The sequence below is a fragment of the Streptomyces sp. NPDC005195 genome, from assembly GCF_040608315.1.
In the GTDB taxonomy this organism is placed as follows: domain Bacteria; phylum Actinomycetota; class Actinomycetes; order Streptomycetales; family Streptomycetaceae; genus Streptomyces; species Streptomyces kaempferi.
On record NZ_JBEXHZ010000001.1, the window covers coordinates 175,160 to 198,253 of the forward strand.

18 protein-coding genes are annotated in these 23,094 nt (G+C 71.3%); 6 read left to right on the forward strand and 12 right to left on the reverse strand.

Going from position 1 to position 23,094, the window contains the following annotated elements; translation table 11 throughout:
• Positions 1-42 precede the first annotated feature (42 nt).
• The 4 genes from ABZV34_RS00770 to ABZV34_RS00785 form a co-directional block, all read right to left on the reverse strand.
• The gene (locus tag ABZV34_RS00770) at positions 43-1,437 is read right to left on the reverse strand and encodes an FAD-dependent monooxygenase (RefSeq protein ID WP_356270119.1); all 1,395 of its coding nucleotides are present in this window, start codon (positions 1,435-1,437) and stop codon (positions 43-45) included.
• A 437-nt stretch (positions 1,438-1,874) separates the two neighbouring features.
• Entirely contained in the window at positions 1,875-3,071 is a 1,197-nt protein-coding gene (locus ABZV34_RS00775; RefSeq protein WP_356270121.1) for an MAB_1171c family putative transporter, read from the reverse strand.
• A gap of 3 nt (positions 3,072-3,074) precedes the next feature.
• A complete protein-coding gene (locus ABZV34_RS00780) occupies positions 3,075-3,425 on the reverse strand; it encodes a hypothetical protein (RefSeq protein ID WP_356270123.1) in 351 nt (116 codons plus the stop codon).
• Between the two features lie 167 nt (positions 3,426-3,592).
• Positions 3,593-3,718 carry a hypothetical protein gene (locus ABZV34_RS00785; RefSeq protein WP_356270125.1) on the reverse strand — a complete coding sequence of 42 codons (126 nt, stop codon included), beginning with the start codon at positions 3,716-3,718 and terminating at the stop codon, positions 3,593-3,595.
• A 94-nt stretch (positions 3,719-3,812) separates the two neighbouring features.
• Here ABZV34_RS00785 and ABZV34_RS00790 point away from each other — a divergent pair, with 94 nt between their 5' ends.
• Positions 3,813-4,370 carry a glycoside hydrolase family 25 protein gene (locus ABZV34_RS00790; RefSeq protein ID WP_356270127.1) on the forward strand — a complete coding sequence of 186 codons (558 nt, stop codon included), beginning with the start codon at positions 3,813-3,815 and terminating at the stop codon, positions 4,368-4,370.
• 97 nt (positions 4,371-4,467) lie between these two features.
• Here the strand turns inward: ABZV34_RS00790 and ABZV34_RS00795 are convergent, their stop codons facing one another.
• The 8 genes from ABZV34_RS00795 to ABZV34_RS00830 form a co-directional block, all read right to left on the reverse strand.
• Complete coding sequence (locus tag ABZV34_RS00795; protein WP_356270128.1) at positions 4,468-5,340, reverse strand: NAD(P)-binding domain-containing protein; 873 nt, start codon at positions 5,338-5,340, stop codon at positions 4,468-4,470.
• Positions 5,341-5,400: 60 nt separating this feature from the next.
• Positions 5,401-5,613 carry an EF-hand domain-containing protein gene (locus ABZV34_RS00800; RefSeq protein ID WP_148010556.1) on the reverse strand — a complete coding sequence of 71 codons (213 nt, stop codon included), beginning with the start codon at positions 5,611-5,613 and terminating at the stop codon, positions 5,401-5,403.
• A 403-nt stretch (positions 5,614-6,016) separates the two neighbouring features.
• Positions 6,017-7,198 (reverse strand): YncE family protein, encoded by a 1,182-nt coding sequence (locus tag ABZV34_RS00805; protein ID WP_356270130.1) that lies wholly within the window; start codon positions 7,196-7,198, stop codon positions 6,017-6,019.
• Entirely contained in the window at positions 7,198-8,061 is an 864-nt protein-coding gene (locus tag ABZV34_RS00810) for a polysaccharide deacetylase family protein (RefSeq protein WP_356270132.1), read from the reverse strand. The genes ABZV34_RS00805 and ABZV34_RS00810 overlap by 1 nt, the downstream gene beginning before the upstream one ends.
• A gap of 239 nt (positions 8,062-8,300) precedes the next feature.
• Positions 8,301-8,804, reverse strand: a complete 504-nt coding sequence (locus tag ABZV34_RS00815) for an ATP-binding protein (RefSeq protein WP_356270134.1) — start codon at positions 8,802-8,804, stop codon at positions 8,301-8,303.
• Positions 8,805-9,113: 309 nt separating this feature from the next.
• Positions 9,114-9,881 carry an enoyl-CoA hydratase-related protein gene (locus tag ABZV34_RS00820; protein WP_356270136.1) on the reverse strand — a complete coding sequence of 256 codons (768 nt, stop codon included), beginning with the start codon at positions 9,879-9,881 and terminating at the stop codon, positions 9,114-9,116.
• An 87-nt stretch (positions 9,882-9,968) separates the two neighbouring features.
• A complete protein-coding gene (locus tag ABZV34_RS00825) occupies positions 9,969-11,213 on the reverse strand; it encodes an Ig-like domain-containing protein (RefSeq protein ID WP_356270138.1) in 1,245 nt (414 codons plus the stop codon).
• A gap of 200 nt (positions 11,214-11,413) precedes the next feature.
• Positions 11,414-12,631 (reverse strand): Ig-like domain-containing protein, encoded by a 1,218-nt coding sequence (locus tag ABZV34_RS00830; protein WP_356270140.1) that lies wholly within the window; start codon positions 12,629-12,631, stop codon positions 11,414-11,416.
• 351 nt (positions 12,632-12,982) lie between these two features.
• Here ABZV34_RS00830 and glgX point away from each other — a divergent pair, with 351 nt between their 5' ends.
• From glgX to ABZV34_RS00855, 5 genes are all read left to right on the forward strand, one after another.
• Positions 12,983-15,184 carry a glycogen debranching protein GlgX gene (glgX, locus tag ABZV34_RS00835; protein ID WP_356270687.1) on the forward strand — a complete coding sequence of 734 codons (2,202 nt, stop codon included), beginning with the start codon at positions 12,983-12,985 and terminating at the stop codon, positions 15,182-15,184.
• A 287-nt stretch (positions 15,185-15,471) separates the two neighbouring features.
• Positions 15,472-17,304, forward strand: a complete 1,833-nt coding sequence (locus ABZV34_RS00840; protein WP_356270142.1) for an ABC transporter ATP-binding protein — start codon at positions 15,472-15,474, stop codon at positions 17,302-17,304.
• Positions 17,301-19,280: an ABC transporter ATP-binding protein gene (locus tag ABZV34_RS00845; protein WP_356270143.1), complete on the forward strand. Its 1,980-nt coding sequence runs from the start codon at positions 17,301-17,303 to the stop codon at positions 19,278-19,280. The genes ABZV34_RS00840 and ABZV34_RS00845 overlap by 4 nt, the downstream gene beginning before the upstream one ends.
• Positions 19,281-19,351: 71 nt before the next feature.
• Complete coding sequence (locus tag ABZV34_RS00850) at positions 19,352-20,329, forward strand: NAD(P)-dependent alcohol dehydrogenase (RefSeq protein ID WP_356270145.1); 978 nt, start codon at positions 19,352-19,354, stop codon at positions 20,327-20,329.
• Between the two features lie 525 nt (positions 20,330-20,854).
• Positions 20,855-22,885 (forward strand): M4 family metallopeptidase, encoded by a 2,031-nt coding sequence (locus tag ABZV34_RS00855; protein WP_356270689.1) that lies wholly within the window; start codon positions 20,855-20,857, stop codon positions 22,883-22,885.
• Positions 22,886-23,094: the final 209 nt, after the last annotated feature.

The window sequence follows — 23,094 nt, forward strand, 5'->3', positions numbered from 1 at the left end:
CCGGGGCACGGGACACCCGTCGGCCACTCGACGGGAACGGCTTCAGCCGGTGACGGCCGCGCGCTCGTGCTCCGTCAGGGGCGGCCCTTCCAGAAGGGGCTTCTTCCGGCCGAGGTAGACCAGGGCGAGCATGTCGGGCATGAGCAGCCGGGCAGGCGGTTTCTCCATGCTCATGACGTCCAGCAGGATGCGGAGGGCGTGGGGGTTGCGCGAGCCGGCGTCGACGGCCTTGTCGACGAAGGCGGCGAGGTTTCTTTCGAGCCGGGTGGGGGGCTGTTCACTGGCGCCCGGGTAGAACACGTCCTGGCCCACGGCCAGGCTCCACGCGTTCTCGACCGGGCGGGCCGCGGCCCTCTGGATGCGCCGGGACGTGCCGGGGGCGCGAAGGTCATGCCGTCGCAGGACGGCGCGCAGGGCGACGACGCTCTGCGCGGCGGCGCTCAGTCCGTGACCGTAGACGGGGTTGTAGCCGGCGACGGCCTCGCCGAGAACGGCGAAGCCGTCGGGCCAGCGGGCGGCCTTTTCGTAGTAGCGCCGCTTGTTGGCCGTGCTACGGGTGGTGACGACGTCCGTCTCGGGCTCGGCGTCGGCGAGGAGTTCACCGATGACGGGGTGCGGCAGCTTGAGCGCGAAGGGAACGAAGTCCTCGTTGTCGGCGCTGGGTTGGCCCCCACGGGTTCCGGCGAGCGTGACCAGCCAGCGGCCGCCTTCGATGGGGGTGATGATGCCGCCCCTGCCCGGGTTCTGGCGGGGGTCCGCCTGGACGTTGACGATCGGGAAACCGTCGGCGGCGGTGCCGGGAGCGCGGTAGATCCGGCTGGCGTAGCCGACGCCCGCGTCGACCGTGCGCTCGGCCACGGGGGGAAGGCCCAGGTCCCGCAGCCAGCCGGGGGCACGGCTGCCCCGCCCGCCGGCGTCGATGACCAGATCGGCGGCGAGGACACTGTGGGTGTCCGCGGCGCGTATGCGGACACCGGACACGCGTCCGGCGTCGCCTTCCAGAGACAGCAGTTCCGTCTGCTGTCGCAGGGAGATGCGCGGGTCTTCGAGCACCCTGGCGCGGATCACGGCGTCGAGCAGGTCGCGGCTGCACAGAAGGTTGATGTGGCGGGCGTGGTCGAAACGGCGGAACCACTGGCCCGACGGAGCTTTGGACACCAGGTCGGTCATGATGCGGCTTCGCCGTGCGCCCTGGCCGACGAGCCGGTCGACGACACCCGGCAGGAGTTCCTCGACGGCTTTGACCCCGCCGGACCACAACACGTGGGCGTGCCGGGCCTGCGGCAGCCCCTTGCGGGGTCGCGGGCCGTCCGGCAGGAGGTCGCGCTCGATGATCGTGACGTCGGCGTGGTCGGCGAGCACGGCTGCCGCGAGCATGCCCGTCATGCCCCCGCCGATGACCACGGCGGTGCGGCGGGGAGCGGATCTGTCGGGCATGTACGGAACTCTCTTCTGTCGCAGGGACGGAGCGGACGGCGGACCTCGCCGGCCGCGCACCACACCGCATCATGCGCGACGTCGTGTCGCGGCTGCGAGCGAAGTGGTCCAAGACCGGCTGGCCACCGGGTTGTTGCGGGACACGGCGACGGTGGTGCGACGAACATGTCCGGCCGAAGACTTCCCACCCGGGGGGCGGTTCGATCTCCCGCGGGCGTCGTTGCCGTGCGTCACCGTCCGACGGCCCGGGACATCTGCCTGCCGGGCTTCACCGGGTCGGGAGCCGGCCCGGCATCGCGCCGGTCACACGGCCGGTCACCACCGCACGCTGTGCACGGCGGAGCCGGCGTCCCGACGTTCACTCGGCGAAGGCGACGAAGGCGACGGCGGAGGCGGAGGTGACGACACCTCGCGCGGAGGGCTGGAGAGGCCGGGGTTCACAGGGGGGTTCTTTCGTCGTAGGCCGCCGTGGGGACTACGACCGCGGCACGGGCCGCCACGACGATGGGGGACGTACGCAACGCACGCGCCACACCCACCAGGGTGGCCCGCGACGCGAAGCTCGCGGTGTTCTGCGCGACGGCCACCCGGGCAGCGGGCGCGTCGGCGCGGTGGGAGCGCACCGCGGCGGCGATCATCGCCGCGAGGCCGATGCGGAAGGCGTCCTCCTCGGCGTGGCCCGCGGCTCGGGCCAGGGTCTGCGCGTGGGAACGGACCTGGTCGTCGAGGTGTGGGCGGACGAGGTTCAGACCGTCCTGGATGCCGGCGTCACGCCGGGTGAGACGCACGGCGCAGGACGAGTACCAGGGGATCGGTGCGACGAGCGGCGTGCCGGGGGAGGCGCCGGCGAGTTCACGCCACAGGGGGCCGAGCCGTCTCCAGCTCACCACCGCACGCCAGAGCGCGACCAGCCGCGGGCCGTACAGCGGCAGCGTGAAGCCGACGGTGGCGACGGTGGCGGCCAGGCCCACGAGGCCGGGCGCCAGGACGGTACTCAGCACGTCCCAGTCCCGGCCGGCCCACCGTGCCATCACCGCGGTCAGTTTCAGCGTGCTGAAGGACAGGTTGAGCAGCCAGCCGGCCACGAGCAGCCACAAGCCGGCCCGCAGCCATCCGCGCACCTGGATCGCCCAGCGCCAGCACAGGACCGTGGTGGCGATCGCGGCGGTCATGTGGCCGAGCAGATACAGCACGATCATCTGCCCGATCCAGGGCGAGGTGGCGTAATGGGTGTCGAGGTCCGTCCGCCGCTCGACCGGGGCGTCCCCCAGTACGAACAGGAGGATCAACAAGGCGATCACGACGGCGTAGCCGGTCTGCCAGCGCCGGGCGAGACGGCGCACATGGCCGGCCGGACCGCCGCGCCAGTGCAGGATCAGCACCAGGCAGGAGGCGCTGTAGGCGCTGACGACGGCGTAGACCAGGAGGGCGGCGAGATTCGGGATGCCGCTGGTCCTGTTCACGGCGGCGACGGTGGGCGGGGCGGCGAAGGCGAACCCGGCGCCCCCCAGGAAGATCACCCAGCAGACCCATCGAACCAGCGGATCGCGCCAGGACCTCACCAGGTCGGGCAGCTTCGAGGCGAGGCCGGCCCACAGGGCCAGCGCCGGTATGTAGTAGGTCGAGGCGCCCACGGCTCAGACCCTGGACCGGCGTTGTCCCGGTGACGCGGTGATCCGGCCGGCGATCCCGGTCCGGTCCGTGGAGGCGCCGTCGGCCTCCCCCTCGAGCCGGACCCGCAGCCGCGTCACCGCCCGGAGGGCGAAGGTCTCGGCGTCCCGCTCCGAACGCTCGTCGAACTCGGTACGCGCGGCCAGGACCCCCACCGCCTGCCGTGGATCGGCCCGGTCGCTCAGCACGCGTGCGGCGACTCGGACACCCGCGGTGTGGTGACCGCGGTCACCCTCGGTCAGGTGCCGGATCTCGTGGCACAGGATCGCCAACCGGCGGATCAGGTGCCGCATCTCCCTGGCGCTGCCTGTACGCACTGTGCTCCCCGCGAACCTTTGCGTGGGCGCCCGTGCCCCGGAACCAGCCGAGCCTCACCCGGCATGCAAATATGCCAAACCAGGTGTCACTTCGGCCAGATCAGGCTCTGCGCGACGCAACAAGCTGCGGGGCCATAAGTACCGATCCAACCTGACTTGCACCGATCTCACATCGGCACGTCCGAACCGCTCGCGCCGTAGGCCGGTTCGGAATCCGCGGCCGGAACCTCGTGCGCCGGCCGGTCGTCGGCCGGTCGTTCGAGGGTGGGGCGGGCGATGTGGGGGAACGTCACTCGGAGAGGTCGCAAGACCTGTGAAACCCGGAACGGACCCCCCGCACAGGGGCAGAATCGCTCGCACCCGTCCCCCACCCACGGAGGAGTCCCCATGCTCCGCGGCATCGACGTCAGCGCCTACCAGTCGTCCGCCTACTCGACCGACGGGCTCTCCTTCGTCTTCATCAAGGCGACCGAGGGCCGTTCGTACGTCAATCCGAAGCTCACGGCCCAGGTGAAGACGGCCCGCGACGGCGGCTGCGTCGTCGGTTTCTACCACTTCCTGTGGCCGGGCGACCTCACCGCCCAGGCCGAGTACTTCGTCGGCAAGGCCCCGGAGAGGCCCGGTGACCTGCTCGCCGTCGACTGGGAGACCACCGGTGACGGCACCCGCGCCAGCAACGCCGAGAAGGACCGCTTCGTGCGCAAGGTGAAGGAACTGAGGCCGGACCACCGGGTCCTGCTCTACACCAACCGCAACTTCTGGCTCAACGTCGACACGACCTCGTACGCGGGAGACGGTCTGTGGATCGCCGACTACGTGACCGCGGGCGAGCCCCGTATCAAGGCCAAGTGGCGCTTCCATCAGTACACCGACGACCCCCTGGACAAGGACGTCGCGCAGTTCTCCAGCAAGGCCGCGCTGCGCGAGTGGGCCGCGGTCGACTGACCGGCGTGGTGCGGCGGGAGTCCGGCAGCGGTCCGGACGCGGGTCGCCGTCCGGCACCGGGTGCCCGGCACCGGACGGGTCGAGGAGACGTGGAGCGTCAGCCGCGGAAGTCCGCCGGGCGCTCCGCGGACGCCTCCGCCAGTGCCTTCGTCACCGCTTCGAGGCCCTTCTGGAGCCCGTACACCGGGGTGCCGGGCTGCTGACGCCAGGAGTCGTCGATGCCACCCGCGTCGACGGTGTCGAAGCCGAGTTCGTCGATGAGGTCACGTACGGTCCGCTTGGCGGCGTCGTCGTCGCCGGCCACCGGCAGGGCCATGCGGTCGGGGTCGCCCGCCGGACGGTGCCGGTCCAGGATGTCCTGCGCGTACGTGCCGTTGAACGCCTTCACGACGGGGTGGCCGATCTGCTGGGACGTCCAGCGGCTCTCGGTGAGGCCGCCGTCCTCGATCGCGGCGATCCTGCCGTCCCGCTGCTGCGGGTAGTAGTTGCCGGTGTCGATGACGGCGGCTCCGTCCGCCATCCCGTCGAGCACGCCGGACGGGAGGTCGGGCACCGCCTTCAGCGGGACGGTGACCACGACCACCTCGGCACCGCGCGCCGCCTCCCCGACCGGGACGGGCGTCGCCCCGGTCTCCTCGGTCAGCGCGGTCAGGGTCTCGGGACCGCGGGAGTTCGCGACGGAGACGTCGTGTCCGAGGGCGGTCAGCCGCCGGGTGAGGTTGCCGCCGATGTTGCCCGCGCCGATGATGCCGATCTTCATGAGTGCCAGGCCCTTCAGTGGGTGATGCTCCTGATGGCGAGCATCAACCCCGGGGCGGGGAAGGCTATTCCGAAAGCGTACGGCGATCGGGTGAACCCCGCGGTCTTCCCCCCACGCCTTCACACCCGTGCTCCGGCCCGCCGCTGACGCTGTGGCGACGCGACGCGACGCGACGAACGGACGGACGGACGGACGATGAAGCGTGCGCATCGTCCGGGGTACGGCAAAAGGGCGCCCACCGGATCACCGGTGGGCGCCCCTTTGCGTGCGTCACTTGTTCAGGTGGGTCCAGAACTCGTCGAACGAGAGGACCTTGTCGCCGTTGAGGTCGCGGGTGGCGATGACGGCCTCCGCCACCGATTCGGTGACGTTCCAGTCGCCGCCCTGGGCGAGGGCGCTCTTGAACTCGGCCGCGGTGATGAAACCGTCACCATCCGTATCGATCCGCTCGAACTGCTTGCGTGCTTCCTCGATGTCCGCCACCGATCCGCCCCTTCGTAGTGCATTACTGCCGTGTGTACGGAGGTCAGATTAACGGGCGGGCAGGCCGCGCAGTGCGGCGACCACCCACGCGGCCTCCTCGGTGCGCGGGCAGGGTTCCCTTCGCGGGTCTGTGCCGCCGGCTGGATCGTACGGCGGCCGAACCACACAGAGGCCCCGGCGGGAGACTCCCGGCCGCGGTCGGCCGGGACGGACTCGGCGAGACGCTCCCCACTGCCGTCGTCGATCGGGCCGGCGGCGGGCTACCGTCCGGTGGGCGCTGAGGCGCTGCTCACCGCGGACTGAGGCCCGGTGCCGGGGATCGTGGTGCGGGACGCTCTCGCGCGCGTTCCTCCCCCGGGTCCCTGACCGGCGGCCGAGGGGGTCCGGTCCCGCTGTGCCCGGGTCAGCGGAAGATGCCGGTGTGGCCGAGCGAGTAGCGGCCCGGCTGCGGGTAGACGGCCAGGCCGTGCGGGCCGCTGCCGACCCGGATGCGGGCCAGTTGCTTCCCGGAGCGCGTGTCGATGGCGTACACCTCGGAGTTGTAGCGTCCGGACAGCCACAGGACCTTGCCGTCGGCCGAGACACCGCCCATGTCGGGGCTGCCGCCGTTCGGCAGGCGCCACTTCTTGGTCAGCTTGTCCTGGGCGAAGTCGAAGACGGAGATCGTGCCCTCGCCCCGGTTGGAGATGTACATCTCGCGCGAGTCGCGGCTGACGTACAGGCCGTGGCAGCCCTTGCCGGTGTGCAGCAGCGTCGGCTTGCCGAAGCCGGCCGCGTCCAGGACCCACACTCCGTCGGCCATCATGTCGGCGACGTAGTACTTCTTGCCGTCCGGGGAGATCTTCACGTCCTGCGGCATGGCGCCCCGGAAGGGGAGTTTCTGCTGCGCGACGACCTTCATCTTCTCGGTGTCGACCTTGAGCAGCTCACCGCTGAACTCGCACGACACGACGAAGGAGCGGCCGTCGGGCGAGAAGTCGGCGTGGTTGACGCCGTAGCAGCTGACCGGTTCGGTCTTCCTGCGCGCCATGGTGTGCGCGTCTCTGAAGACCAGCTCGCGGTCGAGGGAGGCCATGACGATCGCGTACTTGCCGTTCGGCGTGAAGTACAGGTTGTAGGGGTCGTGGACGTCGATGGACTTGCCGGCCTCGCCGGTCCTCGGGTCGATGGGGGTGAGGGAGTTGCCCCGGTCGTTGTTGACCCAGAGCGTCTTCATGTCCCAGGAGGGCACGACGTGCTGGGGCTGCACGCCGACCCGGATCGTCTTGATGACCTTGTAGGTCGCCGGGTCGATGACGGAGACCGTGTTGGAGTTGGTGTTGGGCACGTAGACGCGGGACGGGAAGTCCTTGACCACCGGGGACATTTGGTTCGCGCGGTCGGCGGCGTAGACGTCCTTCGCGTCGAGCACGGGGGGCATGCCGGGCAGGCCGTCGGGCATCTTCGGCTGGGCCGGCCGGACGGCGGCCTGGGTACCGGCGGCCTGGTTCGCGTGGTCCTTCGACCCGCCGCTGCAGCCCGCGAGGGCGGCGAGCACGGCGCCCGCGACCAGGGCGCTCCGGAGGTGGTTGCGGTTGCGGTGCATCAGCTCAGCAGCTCCGTGGTGGTGACCGCGCGCAGTCCGCGACGGCCGAGTTCTTCCAGGACGGCGGGAAGCGCGACGACCGTGTCCGCGTACCCGAAGTGCATGCTCACCACGGATCCGTTGCGGATCCCGCCGAGAACCTGGCGGGTGACGGCGGGGGCGCCCGGGGAGGTGTAGTCGAGCGAGTCGAGGTCGTACGAGAGAACGTGCGGGTAGCCCGCGCCGCGGGCGAGCCGTTCGACGGCCTGGGAGGCCCGGGGGGTGCGGGACGGCCGGAACCAGGTGCCGATGGACCCGGTCAGCCGGCGCAGGCGCTCCGCGCAGCCCCGGATCTCCGCGTCCGCGTCCGCCTCGGACATCGCGTTGATGTCGAGATGACGCAGGGTGTGGTTGCCGAGGTCGTGGCCGCCGTCGAGGATGCGCCGGGCCAGGTCCGGGTGTTCGTCCAGCCAGGTCCCCACCGCGAGCACCGTGACCCGGGCCCCGCTCTTCTCGGCCTCGCCCAGGAGCGTCCTGGCGACGGCCGGATCGCCCTGCCCGTGGAAGGTGAGGGCGACCTGGGGGCGGTCACGGGGGCCGTGGGTGATCTCGGCGGGCTGTTGCGGGAACCGCCGGGGCGCGGGTGCGGCGCGCCGCGCGGCCGGGGGCGTGGCCGGCGGTGTGCCGGACGCGCGGGACGCGGCGGGCGGCTGGGCGACGGCGCCGGGGGTGGCGCAGCCGGCGGTGAGCGTCCCGGCGGCGAAGGTCCCGGCGGCGAGTGCGGCACCCGAACGCAGCGCCGTACGCCGGTCCGGCGCGGCACGCGTGTCGCTCTCTCCGGTGGAGTGCTGAGGGGGACGGGCGGGCGTGGTCACCCGCACCATTTAAGGGCGTATGGGTAAGAAAACGGGCGATTGGACCGGTGGGCGGGGTGCGGGTCGCGGCGCGGGCCCCGGACCCGCGCACGCAACGCGGACACGGGCGCGGACACGGGCGCCGGACGGGGACGGGAGAGCGGGCGGGGACGCCGACCGCCACACGGACCGGGGAAGCGGGCGACGGGCAACCACCAACGAGCGACGGAAACGGGGCGCGGCGCAAAGGGGCGGCGCACGGGTCACGGTCAGCGGTCGGTGACGCGCATCTCGAACCAGGTCGTCTTACCCCGGGGCAGGAGGTCGACGCCCCAGCGGTCGGAGAGCTTGTCGACGAGGAAGAGGCCACGGCCGCTCAGGTCCATCTCCTGGACCGGCATCAGACAGGGCAGCCCCCGGGAGGGGTCGCGGACCTCGACGCGGATCCAGCCCCGGCGCCGCCGCATCCGCAGCCCGAAGACACGGGCGCCCGTGTGCCGTACGGCGTTGCCGACGAGCTCGGACACGAGCAACACTGCGTCCTCGGTCATCTTCGGGGAGAGCCCCCACTGGCGCAGGACGACGACCTGGGTGAGCCGACGGGCGGTGGCCGCGGATTCGGGGCGGGACGGCAGCGGCACCTCCGCCTCCGTCGGGTTGCCGAACAACTCGAACGCCTTCAGCGCCCGTTCGTCCTCGACCGCAGGCGACCAGCGCGCCGCGGTCGCACTCACGTGCCGCCGCGGCTGTTCCCTACCCTCCAGCCCCGCCATGCCTCCATCATGGCCGCCCAGGCCGCCCCTGGGGGCCGTTCCGGAGGAATACGCCCCCCGGAAGCATTCGTTCCGCACGATCCGATCGGCATATGCCAACGGCAGTTCGGAGCCGGCCACGCCCTGTCCGACCTGCGACGACTCACCCCTGGAGGGCAATCACCCAAGGTCCCCCGCAAGACAGCCTTAAGGCTGTCTTAAGGACCGCATAATCCAGCCCTTCGGGGGACCCCGGGTAAGACACCGAGTCAACTGCAAGTGGATCAGCCGAACTTGACGGGTGAATCTCCGCGCGGCCGGAGGGGCCCGTCAGAGGAACTTCGCCTTGCCCGGCCCCTCCTCGACGAAGCTGCGCATCCCGCGCTCACGGTCCTCCGTCGCGAACAGGCCGGCGAACCAGTTCCGTTCCACCGCGAGTCCGGTCTCCAGGTCCGTCTCCAGGCCCGTGTCGATCGACTCCTTGGCCGCGCGCAGCGCGATCGCGGGTCCCTGCGCCAGCTTCGCGGCCCAGGTGTGCGCCGCGGTGTACACCTCGGCGGCGGGGACGATCCGGTCCACCAGCCCGAGCGAGAGCGCCTCGTCGGCCTTCACCATCCGGCCCGTGAAGATGAGGTCCTTCGCCTTGGAGGGTCCGATCAGCCGGGAGAGGCGCTGGGTGCCGCCGGCGCCCGGGATCAGACCGAGCAGGATCTCCGGCTGCCCGAGCTTCGCGTCGTCCGCGGCGATGCGGAAGTCCGCGCAGAGCGCCAACTCGCAGCCGCCGCCGAGCGCGTACCCGGTGACGGCCGCGACGACGGGCTTGGGGATGCGGGCCACGGCGCTGAAGGAGTCCTGCAGGGCCCGGGACCTGACGATCATCGCCGCGTGGTCCATGGCCTGCATCTCCTTGATGTCCGCGCCCGCCGCGAACACCTTCTCCCCGCCGTGGATGACCACCGCGCGTACGTCCGTACGCCGTGTGACCTCCTCGGCGAGTTCCTTGAGACGGTCCTGCGTGGCGATGTCCAGCGCGTTCATGGGAGGGCGGTCCAGGCGGATCGTGCCGACGCCTTCGGCCACTTCGAGATGCACAGTCATGCAGGCAGGTTAACGCGCGCTAACGACAACGGGCCCGGTGTGCTGGATCACAGCGCACCGGGCCCGTGTCGACGACGGGAGGGACGGTCAGGCGGTCCACTTCTCCCAGGACATGTTCCAGCCGTTGAGGCCGTTGTCCGGGGCGACCGTACGGTCGTTGGAGCGCTTGACGACCACCACGTCACCGGTGATCGAGTGGTCGAAGAACCAGGCGGCGGGAGCGCTGCGGTCGCCGCCTCCGCGGACGTCGCGCAGGCCCACACAGCCGTGGCTGGCGTTGTAGTTGCCGAAGGCGTCGCCGCCCCAGTAGTTGCCGTGGATGAAGGTGCCGGAGTCGGTCAGGCGCTGGGCGTCCGGCACGTCCTTGATGTCGTACTCGCCGCCGTAACCGACCGTCTCGCCGTTCATCCGGGTCACCCGGAGCTGCTCGCTGATCACCATCTGGCCGTTCCAGGTGTCGTAGCCCGGCTTGCCCGTGGTGATCGGGATGGTCTTGATGACCTTGCCGTCGCGCTTGACGACCATCTTGTGGGTCTTCGCGTCGACGGTGGAGACCTGGCTGCGGCCGATGGTGAACGCCACCGTCTTGACCTGCTTGCCGTAGACACCGGGCCGGCCCTGGACACCGTCCAGGTCGAGCGTGACGGTGACCTTCGTGCCGGCCTTCCAGTACTGCTCGGGCCGGAAGTCGAGGCGGTCGTTGCCGAACCAGTGACCCTGCACGTCCACGGCCGGCTCGGTCTTGACCGTGATCGCCTTCTCGACGTCCTCGGGGTGCGTGATGCCCCGTGTGAAACGGACCGAGAAGGGCATTCCGACGCCGACCGTGGAACCGTCCTCGGGCGTGAAGAGACCGACGAAGGTGTTCTTCGGGGTCAGCGTGGTGAACGCGGACTCCTCGGCCGCCTCACGGCCCTCGGTGTCCTTGGCCACCGCGTGCACCTTGTACTTGGTGGCGGCGGCGAGGTGGGTGGCGGGCGTCCAGGTGGTTCCCCCGCCCGTTATCGCCCCGTCCACCGCCTTGCCCTTGGTGTCCTCGACCTTCACCTCGGTCAGCTTGCCCTTGGCCGCGGTCACCTTGAGGGCACCGCTGGTGGCCACACCGGCGCTGCCGTCCTTCGGGGCGATGGTCACCACGGCCTGCGAGGCCTTGGTGTCCGCCTTCCCGGCGCTGCCGGTGCTCTTGCCCTTGCCCTCGCCGGAGTCCGAACTCCCTCCCCCGCCGCAGGCGGTCACGGCGAGCAGCAGCACCCCCAGCAGCAGCGCCAGGACTCCCTTGCTCCCCCGGGTCCGCGCACCAACCGATGCCCCCGATATCGGTCGCCCGTTCACGTTCGTTCTCCCCTCGCACGGCCTGATCAGGCCCGCACCCCAGCGCGTCCCCGCGCGTATCGCGCTAATTAATCACACGGTCAGAAGCCATGGATCCCCGAGATTGTCACTGTTCAGTCCCAACTTCGGCCGTGTGGGGGCGGGCTGGGTTCCTGTCCGGCCCCACCCGCTCGCGCCCCGGTGCCCGCCGCCCGCCGCGGCTACTTCGCCGCGCCGCCCGCCTTCCACTTCGTCCAGCCCATGTTCCATCCTCCGAGCCCGTTGTCGGGGGCGACCTTCTTGTCCTTGCTGTGCACGACCTCGACGACGTCGCCGATCAGACTGCGGTCGAAGAACCAGCCCGCGGGGGTGTCGGAGCCGCCGCCCTTCACGTCCCGCAGACCGACGCAGCCGTGGCTGACGTTGGTGGAGCCGAAGACGTCGCCCGACCAGTAGTTGCCGTGCAGGAAGGTCCCGGAGTCGGTGAGCCGCATCGCGTGCGGGACGTCGGGGATGTCGTACTCGCCGCCGAACCCGACCGTGCGGCTGTTCATCCGTGTCACCTCCAGCATCTCCATGACGACCATCTTCCCGTTGTAGGTCGTGGTCTCGGGAGAGCCCGCGGTGATCGGCACCGTGGTGAGGAGGTCGCCGTCGCGGCGGACCTCCATGGTGTGGTCGGCGGCGTCGACGAGGGAGACCTGGCTGCGGCCGACGGTGAAGGTGGTGGTCCTGGACTGGAGTCCGTACACGCCCGGCGCTCCTTCCACGTCGCGCAGTCGCAGGTCGACCGTCACCTCGGTCCCCGCTTTCCAGTACCTCTCGGGCCGGAAGTCGAGGCGGTCCTTGCCGAACCAGTGCGGACGGATCTCGACCGCGGGGCTGGCCTCCACATGGATCGCGCGCTCGACGGCGGCCCGGTCGCGGATCTCCCGGTTGAACTCCAGCGAGACGATCATGCCGGTGCCGACGGTGGACCGGTTCTCCGGCGTCACGTAGCCGATGAAGCGCTCATCGGGGACGTACGTCGTGAACGTCGTGTGCCGCGCGGTGCGCCGCCCGTGCCCGTCGAGGGCCAGCACGTCGACGGTGTACTTGGCGCCCAGGGCGAGCCGGGGGGAGTCGGGCCGCCAGGCCAGGCCGTCGGCGGAGACGTGTCCGGGCACCGCGGACTCCTGCGCGTCCTGGTCCTTGACGACCTGTACGGACTCCAGCCTGCCGTCGGCCACCCGTACCCGCAGCTCCTGCCGCGCTCGTACGTTCTTGCTGTTGTCGGCCGGGGACACCTGGATGACGTCCTCGGCGGCGGGGGGCTTGCCGAGCACCTCGTCCATCGTGCCCGAGGTGCAGCCGGCGGCTCCGGCCAGCAGTGCGGCCCAGGTCAGTGCGGCGGTCAGCGCGGCCCCCGCGCGCCGGGGGCCCAATGTCGTATGCCTCACGCGAACCTCGTGTCCTTCCGGCCGGGGGCAGGGATCGCCCTCGGAAAGTGCGGTACAGGGGGCCCAACGACCGCGCACCTCCGGGGAAACGTGAGTGCGAGCCAAGCTCTGGGCAGAACAGTGGGGAGGACGACGCGACGAGGAGCCGCGGCCGGGACGCCGTGCGCTCCTCTTCGGGCCGCCCACCGAGCCGCGGGAGGCTGAACGGTGTCGAGCGCAGCCGAGCAGGAGGCAGTGCAGGAGGGGCGCGCCCCCGACGGCGAAGCGCGGGAAGGACGCGCGCCCGAGAGCGGTGTACGGGACGGACACGCGCCCGAGAGCGGTGTGCGCGAGAAACGCCTGCCCGACGGCGTGCTGCCCGCGCCCCTGGTGAACGGGTCCCGGCGCCCGGCTCCCGCCGTGGCCGTGTGGCCCGGCGCGCCGACCCCGCTCGGAGCCCGCTTCCGGGTCGGTCCCGACGGCGTCGCGGGCACCAACTTCGCGCTGTGGGCGGGCGGGGCGGAGGCCGTCGACCTCTGTCTCTTCGACGAACGGGACGGCACGGCCCACGAGACGCGGGTCCCGCTCACCGAGCTGACCCACGAGATCTGGCACGGCTTCGTCCCCGGCGTGCTCCCGGGCCGCCGCTACGGCTACCGCGTGCACGGCCGCTGGGACCCGTGGACCGGCGCCCGCTGGAACCCGGCGAAGCTGCTCCTGGACCCGTACGCCCGTGCCGTGGACGGCGACTTCAGCCTGCCGCCGGAGGTGTACGGGCATGTGCGCGACTGGCCTCAGCAGCAGGTCGCGGACACCGTGCGGGACGACCGGGACTCGGCGCCGTACGTCCCCAAGGGCGTCGTCGTCCAGGACGACGACGACTGGTCGGACGACCACCGTCCGAAGACCCCGTGGGCGGACTCGGTCATCTACGAACTGCACGTGCGGGGGTTCACCCGTCTGCACCCGGGGATTCCGGAGGAGCTGCGCGGGACCTACGCGGGGCTCGCGCACCCCGCGGCGATCGACCACCTGGTCGCGCTCGGCGTCACGGCCGTGGAGCTGCTGCCGGTGCACCAGTTCGCGCACGAGGACCATCTGCTGCGGCGGGGGCTGAAGAACTACTGGGGCTACAACTCGATCGGCTACTTCGCGCCGCACGCGGGGTACGCCGCCGCCGGGACGACGGGCGGGCAGGTCGGCGAGTTCAAGCGGATGGTGCGGGCGCTGCACGCCGCCGGCATCGAGGTGATCCTCGACGTGGTCTACAACCACACCGCCGAGGCGGGCGAACTGGGGCCGATGCTGTCCCTGCGCGGTATCGACAACCGGGGCTACTACCGGCTCCAGTCGGACGCCCGGCGGTACGCGGACTACACCGGGTGCGGGAACACGCTGCACGTGGTGCAGCCCCATGTGCTGCGGCTGATCACCGACTCACTGCGGTACTGGGTGACGGAGATGGGGGTGGACGGCTTCCGTTTCGATCTGGCGGCGGCACTGGCCCGCTCCATGCACGACGTGGACATGCTGTCGCCGTTCCTGGCCGTCATCGCGCAGGATCCGGTGCTGCGGCGGGTGAAGCTGATCGCGGAGCCGTGGGACGTGGGATCCGGCGGCTACCAGGTGGGGGCCTTCCCGCCGCTGTGGACGGAGTGGAACGACCGGTACCGCAACGCGGTGCGGGACTTCTGGCGGGGGGCGCTGCCCGACGTACGGGATCTGGGGTACCGACTGTCGGGGTCCAGCGACCTGTACGCGTGGGGCGGGCGCCGGCCGTACGCGTCCGTGAACTTCGTGACCGCGCACGACGGTTTCACCCTGCGGGACCTCGTCTCCTACGAGCGCAAGCACAACGAGGCCAACGGGGAGGGGAACCGGGACGGCACGGACGACAACCGGGCCTGGAACTGCGGGGTGGAGGGGGAGACGGACGAGGAACGCGTACGGGCCCTGCGACGGCGGCAGTTGCGGAACCTGCTGACCACGCTGCTGCTGTCCACCGGAGTACCGATGCTGGTCGCCGGGGACGAGTTCGGGCGGACGCAGCGCGGCAGCAACAACGCGTACTGCCAGGACAACGAGATCAGCTGGGTCGACTGGAGCCTGCTGGAGGAGCCGGGCTGGCGGGCCCTGTTCGATCTGACGTCCCGGCTGATCGCGCTGCGGCACCAACATCCGGTGCTGCGGCGGCGGGCGTTCTTCTCGGGCCGGGCGCACTCCGTGGACGGGCTGCGGGACCTGGCGTGGTTCACCGCGCGCGGGGCGGAGATGACGGAACGCGACTGGTACGCGCCCGCCGGGACGCTGGGTATGTACCTGTCGGGACGGGACATTCCCGGGCGGGACGCGCGGGGGGTGCCGGTGGTGGACGACAGCTTCCTCGCGGTGCTGCACGCCGGGGACCGGCCGGCGGGCTTCGTGCTGCCGGGGCCGCCGTGGGCCCAGCGCTACGAGGTCGTCGTCGACACCTCGGCGGAGGAGCAGGGCGCGTCGCCGGGAGTGGTCCACCGGGCGGGGGCGACGGTCACGGTGCCGGCCCGGTCGGTACTGCTGCTGCGGGTGGTGGCGTGACGCGGGCGGCGTGAGCGGGCGGGGCGCCCGCCGGGGACCATGGGACGGCCGTCAGCCGAGGACGCCCCGGTCGTAGCCCACCGCCACCGCGGCCGCCCGGTCGTCGACGCCCAGCCTGGCGTACAGAGGTGGTCAGCACGCGGACCCTGGCGCGGGCACCGCGGCGGGTGAGCTCATCAGCCGATCGGTCGACGCGGCGCTACGACCCCCGTGCGCCCCGTGGAACGATTCAGGTCCGGCCAAAACTCGGTGGGCACTGTCAGTGCCGGTCCGTAGGCTCGCTTCTGATGTCCACTTCAGATGCAGTGACCACGGACCGTGCCGGAACCAGGGACCATTCGACCGCCGGCAGCCTGCTGCGCCTGTGGCCTTACGTACGGCCGGTGCGGGGGCGGCTGTTCGGCGCGGCCGTCGTCGCGGTCGTGGCGTCCTGTACGGGGCTGGTGATACCGCTCGTCCTGAAGTGGATGGTGGACGGTCCCGTGACCGACCACGACCCGGCGGGCATCTGGCTCGGCGCGCTGTACCTGCTGCTGCTCGGGATCGCCGAGGCCGTCCTGTTCGGGCTGCGGCGGTGGCTGGTGGCGCGGCCGCTGGCGGGGGTCGAGGCGGACATGCGGGCGGATCTGTACCGGCATCTGCAGCGTCTCCCGGTCGCCTTCCACGACCGCTGGGCCTCCGGCCAGCTGCTGTCCCGGGGCACCACCGATCTGATGCTGCTGCGTCAGTTCCTCGCCTTCCCCCTGACGTTCCTGCTGGTCAACGGAGTGACGATCCTCGTCGGCGTCCTCATCATGCTCGACCAGGAGTGGACGCTCGGGCTGGTGCTGCTGGCTCCCGCACTGCCCATCATGGTCGTCTGCTGGATCTTCGAGCGCCGCTACTCCCAGGTGGCGCGACGGGCCCAGGACCAGGTGGGCGACCTGACGACGGTCGTCGAGGAGAGCGTGCTCGGCATCCGCATCATCAAGGGCTTCGGACGTCATCGCAGCCAGGCCAGCGCCTTCCGTGAGCTGTCCCGCACCCTGCGCGGCACGGAGCTGGCCAAGGCCCGGCTGCTGGCCTCCATCTGGGCCGTCATCGTCACCCTGCCCGAACTCGCCATCGGTGCCGCCCTCGTCCTCGGCACGACGCAGGTCGCCGACGACCGCCTCTCCGCGGGCACGCTGGTGGCCTTCCTCTCCACGGCCCTCGCACTGCGCTGGCCCGTCGACTCCATCGGCTTCCTCATCGCGATGAGCCAGGAGGCGGCGACGGCCACGGAGCGTTACTTCGAGGTGATGGACGCGAAGCCGGAGTCCTCGGACACCTCCACGGCCGCCGACGCGAGCACCGGTGCGGATGCCGTCGCGAGCGCGGCCACGGGTTCGGGCGACGGCGGGCTCCGGTTCCACGGCGTCCGGTTCCGCTACCCGGACTCTCCCGCCGACGCGCCCCCCGTGCTCGAACGCATCGACCTGCACATCCGGTCGGGCGAGTCCATGGCCCTGGTCGGCGCGACCGGTACCGGCAAGACCACCCTCACCGCCCTCGTCCCCCGCCTTCACGAGGTGACCTCCGGGCGGATCACGCTGGACGGCGAGGACATCACCGCGATGCCGCGCGAGGAGCTTCGCGCGCGGGTGGCGGTGGCCTTCGAGGAGCCCACCCTCTTCTCGGCGAGCGTCGGGGAGAACGTGCTGATGGGCGCGGGCGACACCGCCGGGGAGGCCGAGCTGGACCGGGCCCTGGCCGTCGCACAGGCCGACTTCGCGCACGCCCTCCCGCAGGGCACCGCGACCCAGGTCGGCGAGCAGGGCCTGAGCCTGTCCGGCGGACAGCGCCAGCGCCTCGCCCTCGCGAGAGCGGTGGTCGGACGCCCCCGGTTCCTCGTCCTCGACGACCCCCTGTCGGCGCTGGACGTCCACACCGAGGCCGCGGTGGAGGCCGCGCTCCGTCGCGTCCTGGCCGAGACGACCGCCCTGATCGTGGCGCACCGCCCGTCCACGGTGCTGCTCGCCGACCGCGTCGCGCTGCTCTCCGGGGGCCGCATCACCGCGGTCGGCACCCACCACGAACTGCTGCGTACGAACGCCGAGTACGCCCATCTGATGTCCGGCGACGAGGAGACCGAGCGATGACGGTGCCCACGACCACCGCTCCGGACCGGGAACCCGGCGGCGAGGCCCGCGGGGAGCCCGGCACGGAGTCCCCTTCGGGCACGGAGTCCGGCCGGAGGGGCCCGGCGCGGAAGGCGGAGCGGTACCAGGACCCCTTCGACCGGGACACCCTGCCCACTCCCCCGGGCGCCACTGCCACCCTGCTGCGCTCGCTGCTCGCCCCGTTGCGGGCCCGCGTCGTGGTGACGACCGTCCTGCTCCTGTTCCAGCAGGCCGCCGTGCAGGCCGGACCACTGCTCGTCGCGTACGCCATCGACCGGGCCGTACCGGCGCTGCGCCGGGGCGACCACGGTCCGCTGGTCGCGGTGGGGGTCGTCTACCTGCTGTGCGCGCTGGTCGCCGGCGGCCTCCAGTACGCCTTCATCGGCGCGTCCGCCCGCGTCAACCAGGACGTGCTGCTGGATCTGCGCGGCCGGATCTTCCGGCACGCGCAGGCGCTCAGCATCGACTTCCACGAGCGCTACACCTCGGGCCGGCTGATCTCCCGCTCCACGACGGACGTCGAGTCGCTGCGTGAACTGCTCAGCGAGGGCCTGCAGGAACTGATCACGGTCATCCTGTCCTTCGTCTACATCTCGGCGATGCTGCTCTGGCTGGACCTGGGCCTCGGCGCGGTCGCGGTGGCCTCCTTCGTGCCGCTCCATCTCCTCGTACGGGTCTACCGGCGCCGGGCGGGCCGTATCTACCGCCTCCGCTCGACCGCGATCGCCGCCGTCATCGTGAAGTTCGCGGAGACGATGAACGGCATCAGGCCGGTGCGGGCGTTCCGCCGCGAGGAGGTCAACGACGCGGAGTTCCGGGCCCTGAACAAGCGCCACGAGCTCACGAACGGCGACGCCCTGCTGGAGATGGCCCGCTATGTCGTCGGCTCGCGGCTGGTCGCCAACGCGGCGGTCGCGGCGATCGTGCTGTGGGGCGCGTACCGGGTGGCCTCGGGGTCACTGGCGCTGGGGGTGCTGGCCGCGGCGGTCCTGTATCTGCGCCGCCTCTACGACCCGATCGACCGGCTGGGCATGTTCCTCAACTCGTACCAGTCCGCGGCGGCCTCGCTGGAGAAGATCGCGGGTCTGCTGGCACAGACGCCGTCCGTGCCGGAGCCCGCCGCTCCGCGGCACCTGCCCGCCCTCGCCTCCGAACAGCCGGGCCGCGCGGTGGTCTTCGAGGACGTCCGCTTCGCGTACCGCACCGGCGGTGAGGTGCTGCCCGCCTTCTCGCTCACGCTCCCGGCGGGACAGACGGTGGCCGTCGTCGGCTCGACGGGAGCGGGCAAGTCGACGCTCGCCAAACTGCTGGCCCGCTTCTACGATCCCTCGGACGGCCGGGTGCTGCTCGACGGCGTGGACCTGCGCGAGCTGTCCGTGCCGGAGTTGCGGCGCGGGGTGGTGATGGTGACCCAGGAGGCCTTCCTGTTCTCGGGCACGGTCGCCGAGAACATCGCCATCGGACGCTCCGACGCGAGCCGTGAGGAGATCGAGCGGGCCGCGAAGGCGATCGGCGCCCACGACTTCATCAGCGCGCTGCCCGAGGGCTACGACACGGACGTCCGCAAGCGCGGCGGCCGTATCTCCGCCGGCCAGCGGCAACTGGTCGCTTTCGCGCGGGCGTTGCTCGCGGATCCGGCCGTCCTCATCCTCGACGAGGCGACCAGTTCACTGGACGTCCCCGGTGAGCGGGCCGTGCAGCGCGCCATGCTGACGGTCCTGCGCGGCCGGACGGCGGTGGTGATCGCGCACCGTCTGTCGACGGTGGAGATCGCCGACCGGGTGCTGGTGATGGAGGACGGCCGGATCGTCGAGGACGGCGCTCCGGCCGGACTCGTGGCCTCCACCGGCCGGTTCGCGGACCTGCACCGGGCGTGGCGGGACAGCCTCGTCCAGCGGACATCCCCGGGCGTCGCCCCCGATTCCCGTACCCCGCCCTCTCGGCTACCGTCGTGAGCACGGGCGCCCGGCCGCCCGATGCACCCTGCGCACCGACCCCTCGCGTTCCCGTGTGTCACGGAGGCCCGATGAAGGCGATCGTCCAGGACCGGTACGGCTCGCCCGATGTGCTGGAGCTGAAAGAGGTCGACAGACCGGTGCCCGGCGCCGGTGAGGTTCTCGTGCGGGTGCGCGCGGTGTCCGTCAACGCCTACGACTGGCACCTCATGCGCGGCGACCCGTATCTGGCGCGGCTGTCCTTCGGTGTGCGCCGCCCGAGGACACCGGTCCGCGGCCGGGACTTCGCCGACCGGGTGGAGGCGGTCGGCGCGGACGTGAAGCGGCTGCGTCCCGGGGACGAGGTGTTCGGTGAGACCGACGGCGCGTTCGCACAGTACGTGGCGGCATCGCAGGACATGGTGGCCGTGAAACCGGCCGGGCTGAGCTTCGAGCGGGCCGCCGCGCTGCCGCTCGCGGGGAACACCGCGCTCATCGGCCTGCGTGACCTGGGCCGTGTGACGGCGGGGCAGCGGGTCCTGGTCAACGGCGCGTCGGGCGGGGTCGGGACCTTCGCCGTGCAGATCGCCAAGGCGTACGGCGCGGAGGTGACCGCCGTGTGCAGCACGCGGAACGTGGACCTGGTCCGCTCGCTCGGCGCGGACCACGTCATCGACTACACCCGGCACGACTTCACCCGTGCGGGGACGCGCCACGACGTCGTGTTCGACCTCGTGGCCAACCGCTCGCTGGCGGACCTGCGGCGCGCGCTCACGCCCACGGGAACGCTCCTGCTGTCGGGCGGGGGCGTGTCCGGGGGGCGCAGCCTCCTCGGGCCGATGCGTCTCATCCTCAAGGGGCGGGCGCTGTCACGCCTCGTCGGCCAGCGACTGCTCACGTTCTTCGCGGCACCGAGCGCGGCGAACCTGGCCGTGCTGAGGGAGTTCGTCGAGTCCGGGAAGGTCACCCCGGTCGTCGACCGGACGTACCGGTCGCTCAGCGAGGTGCCCGAGGCCATCCGGTACGTGGAGGGGGAACACGCCCGCGCGAAGGTCGTCGTCACGGTGTGACGGGAGCACGCCTCCACCAACGGCACGGACGACACGGGCCGGCACCCCGGGCCCGGCCGACCCCGGCTCCGTCGGCGCGGCTTCACGGACCCGGCCTCACGGACACGCCTTCACGGACACGCCTTCACGAACGAGCCAATTCCTCTCAGGACGGGATCGTTCGTCACGTTCGTCACGGCGTCGTGCACGATCATGCCGCGCACCGCGTCGGTGCGGCCCGGTCCGGTCCGGATGCACGGAGAGGGACGGGTTCGTATACCGAACATGACCAACCGGAGAACGAAATGATTCCGGCCAAGTTCTTGATGCGCTCCTGACAGGAGAGGAGATCTCCTGCCACTCTTCCCACGGTCGCTCCACAGCAACCTCACAGCACCTCCGCAGTGCCGCGACCGAAGACCTTCGTGCAACTGGTTCTGCTTTCTGCCCTGTTCTGTCCTGTTCTGCCCGGACGGCTACCCACCGCCCGGATCCCCACTGGCCGCGCGAGCCGTGGCCACGCAGAAGGAGTCAGTGTTGAGCAGCATGTCCTCGCACAGACGCACCTCCCACACCGCCCGTCGCCGTGTCGCCGCCGTCGCCCTCGTCGGCGTCTCCGCCCTGCTGGCCGCCGCGGTCCAGTCGGGCGCCGCGAGCGCCGCCCCCCAGAAGCCGACCCCCGGCAGGGTCGACCCGGGCGCCGTCGCCGTGAAGCTCACCCCTTCGCAGCGCGCCGAGCTGATACGCGACGCCGACGCCGCCAAGGCGACCACCGCCAAGGACCTCGGCCTCGGCGCCAAGGAGTCGCTGGTCGCCCGTGACGTCATCAAGGACGCGGACGGCACGGTGCACACCCGCTACGAGCGCACCTACGGCGGACTCCCGGTCCTCGGCGGCGACCTGGTCGTCGACACCGCCAAGTCCGGCCGGACGGAGCGGGTCATCAAGGCGACGGGGGCCGCGATCAAGGTCGCCTCCCTCACGCCCGCGGTCGCGGCCGGCACCGCGGAGCGGCAGGCCCTCTCCGCCGCCAAGGCCGACGGGTCGAAGAAGACCGGCGCCGACCGCGCGCCGCGCAAGGTGATCTGGGCGGCCGACGGCAGGCCGACCCTCGCCTACGAGACGGTCGTCGGCGGCTTCCAGGACGACGGCACCCCGAACCAGCTGCACGTCATCACCGACGCGGCCACCGGCAAGAAGCTCTACGAGTACCAGGGCATCGAGACCGGCGTCGGCAACACGCAGTACAGCGGCCAGGTGACCCTGACGACGACGCAGTCGGGCTCCAACTTCACGCTGACCGACGGCGCCCGCGGCGGCCACAAGACGTACAACCTGAACCGGGGGACGTCCGGCACCGGCACGCTCTTCTCACAGACCAGCGACACCTGGGGCAACGGCACCATCTCCAACGCCGCGACGGCCGGCGCCGACGCGCACTACGGTGCCGCGGAGACGTGGGACTTCTACAAGAACACGTTCAACCGCAGCGGCATCAAGAACAACGGTGTCGGCGCCTACTCCCGGGTCCACTACGGCAACGCGTACGTCAACGCGTTCTGGGACGACAGCTGCTTCTGCATGACGTACGGCGACGGCTCGGGCAACGCGGACCCGCTGACCGCGCTGGACGTGGCCGGCCACGAGATGAGCCACGGCGTCACCTCCAACACCGCGGGCCTCAACTACACCGGCGAGTCCGGCGGTCTGAACGAGGCGACCTCCGACATCTTCGGCACCGGCGTCGAGTTCTACGCCAACAACACGTCCGACCCCGGTGACTACCTCATCGGCGAGAAGATCGACATCAACGGCGACGGCACCCCGCTGCGCTACATGGACAAGCCCAGCAAGGACGGCGGCTCGGCGGACAACTGGTCCTCCAGCGTCGGCGGTCTGGACGTCCACTACTCCTCGGGCGTCGCCAACCACTTCTTCTACCTGCTGTCCGAGGGCAGCGGCGCGAAGGTCATCAACGGCGTCAGCTACAACTCGCCGACCGGCGACGGCCTCCCCGTCACCGGCATCGGCCGCGACAAGGCCTTGCAGATCTGGTACCGGGCGCTCACCACCAAGTTCACCTCGACCACCAACTACGCGGCGGCCCGCACCGGCACGCTCGCCGCGGCGGGTGAGCTGTACGGCACCACGAGCGCCGAGTACACGGCGGTCGCGAACGCCTGGGCGGCCGTGAAGGTCGGCACGCGCCCCGGTGGCGGCGGTGGCGGTACGTCGTTCGAGAACACGGCCGACGTATCGATTCCGGACAACGGAGCGGCGGTCACGTCCTCGGTCGCCGTCACCGGCCGCACCGGCAACGCCCCGTCGAACCTTCTGGTCGACGTGAACATCGTGCACACCTGGCGCGGTGACCTGGTCATCGATCTGGTGGCCCCGGACGGCTCGACGTACCGGCTGAAGAACTTCAGCTCGTCGGACTCGGCGGACAACGTCCAGGAGACATACACGGTCAACGCCTCCTCCGAAGTCGCGAACGGCACCTGGAAGTTGAAGGTCCAGGACCAGGCGGCACAGGACACCGGCTACATCAACAGCTGGAAGCTGACCTTCCCGTAGGCCGCGGGTGGACGCACACCTCGGACAGGGCGCCGCCCCGGTGGTTCAACTCCCCGGGGCGGCGCCCCCTTTGCGTCACCCGGAGTTTGCGTCGCCCCGCCCTTTACCCGTGATCGGGTCCGTATTACGTACAGCGATCTTCATCCAACGGACGCTTTTCGGCCAACATGTGCTCGCACTCCTGACATGTACGCGCCCTGGATGTCACT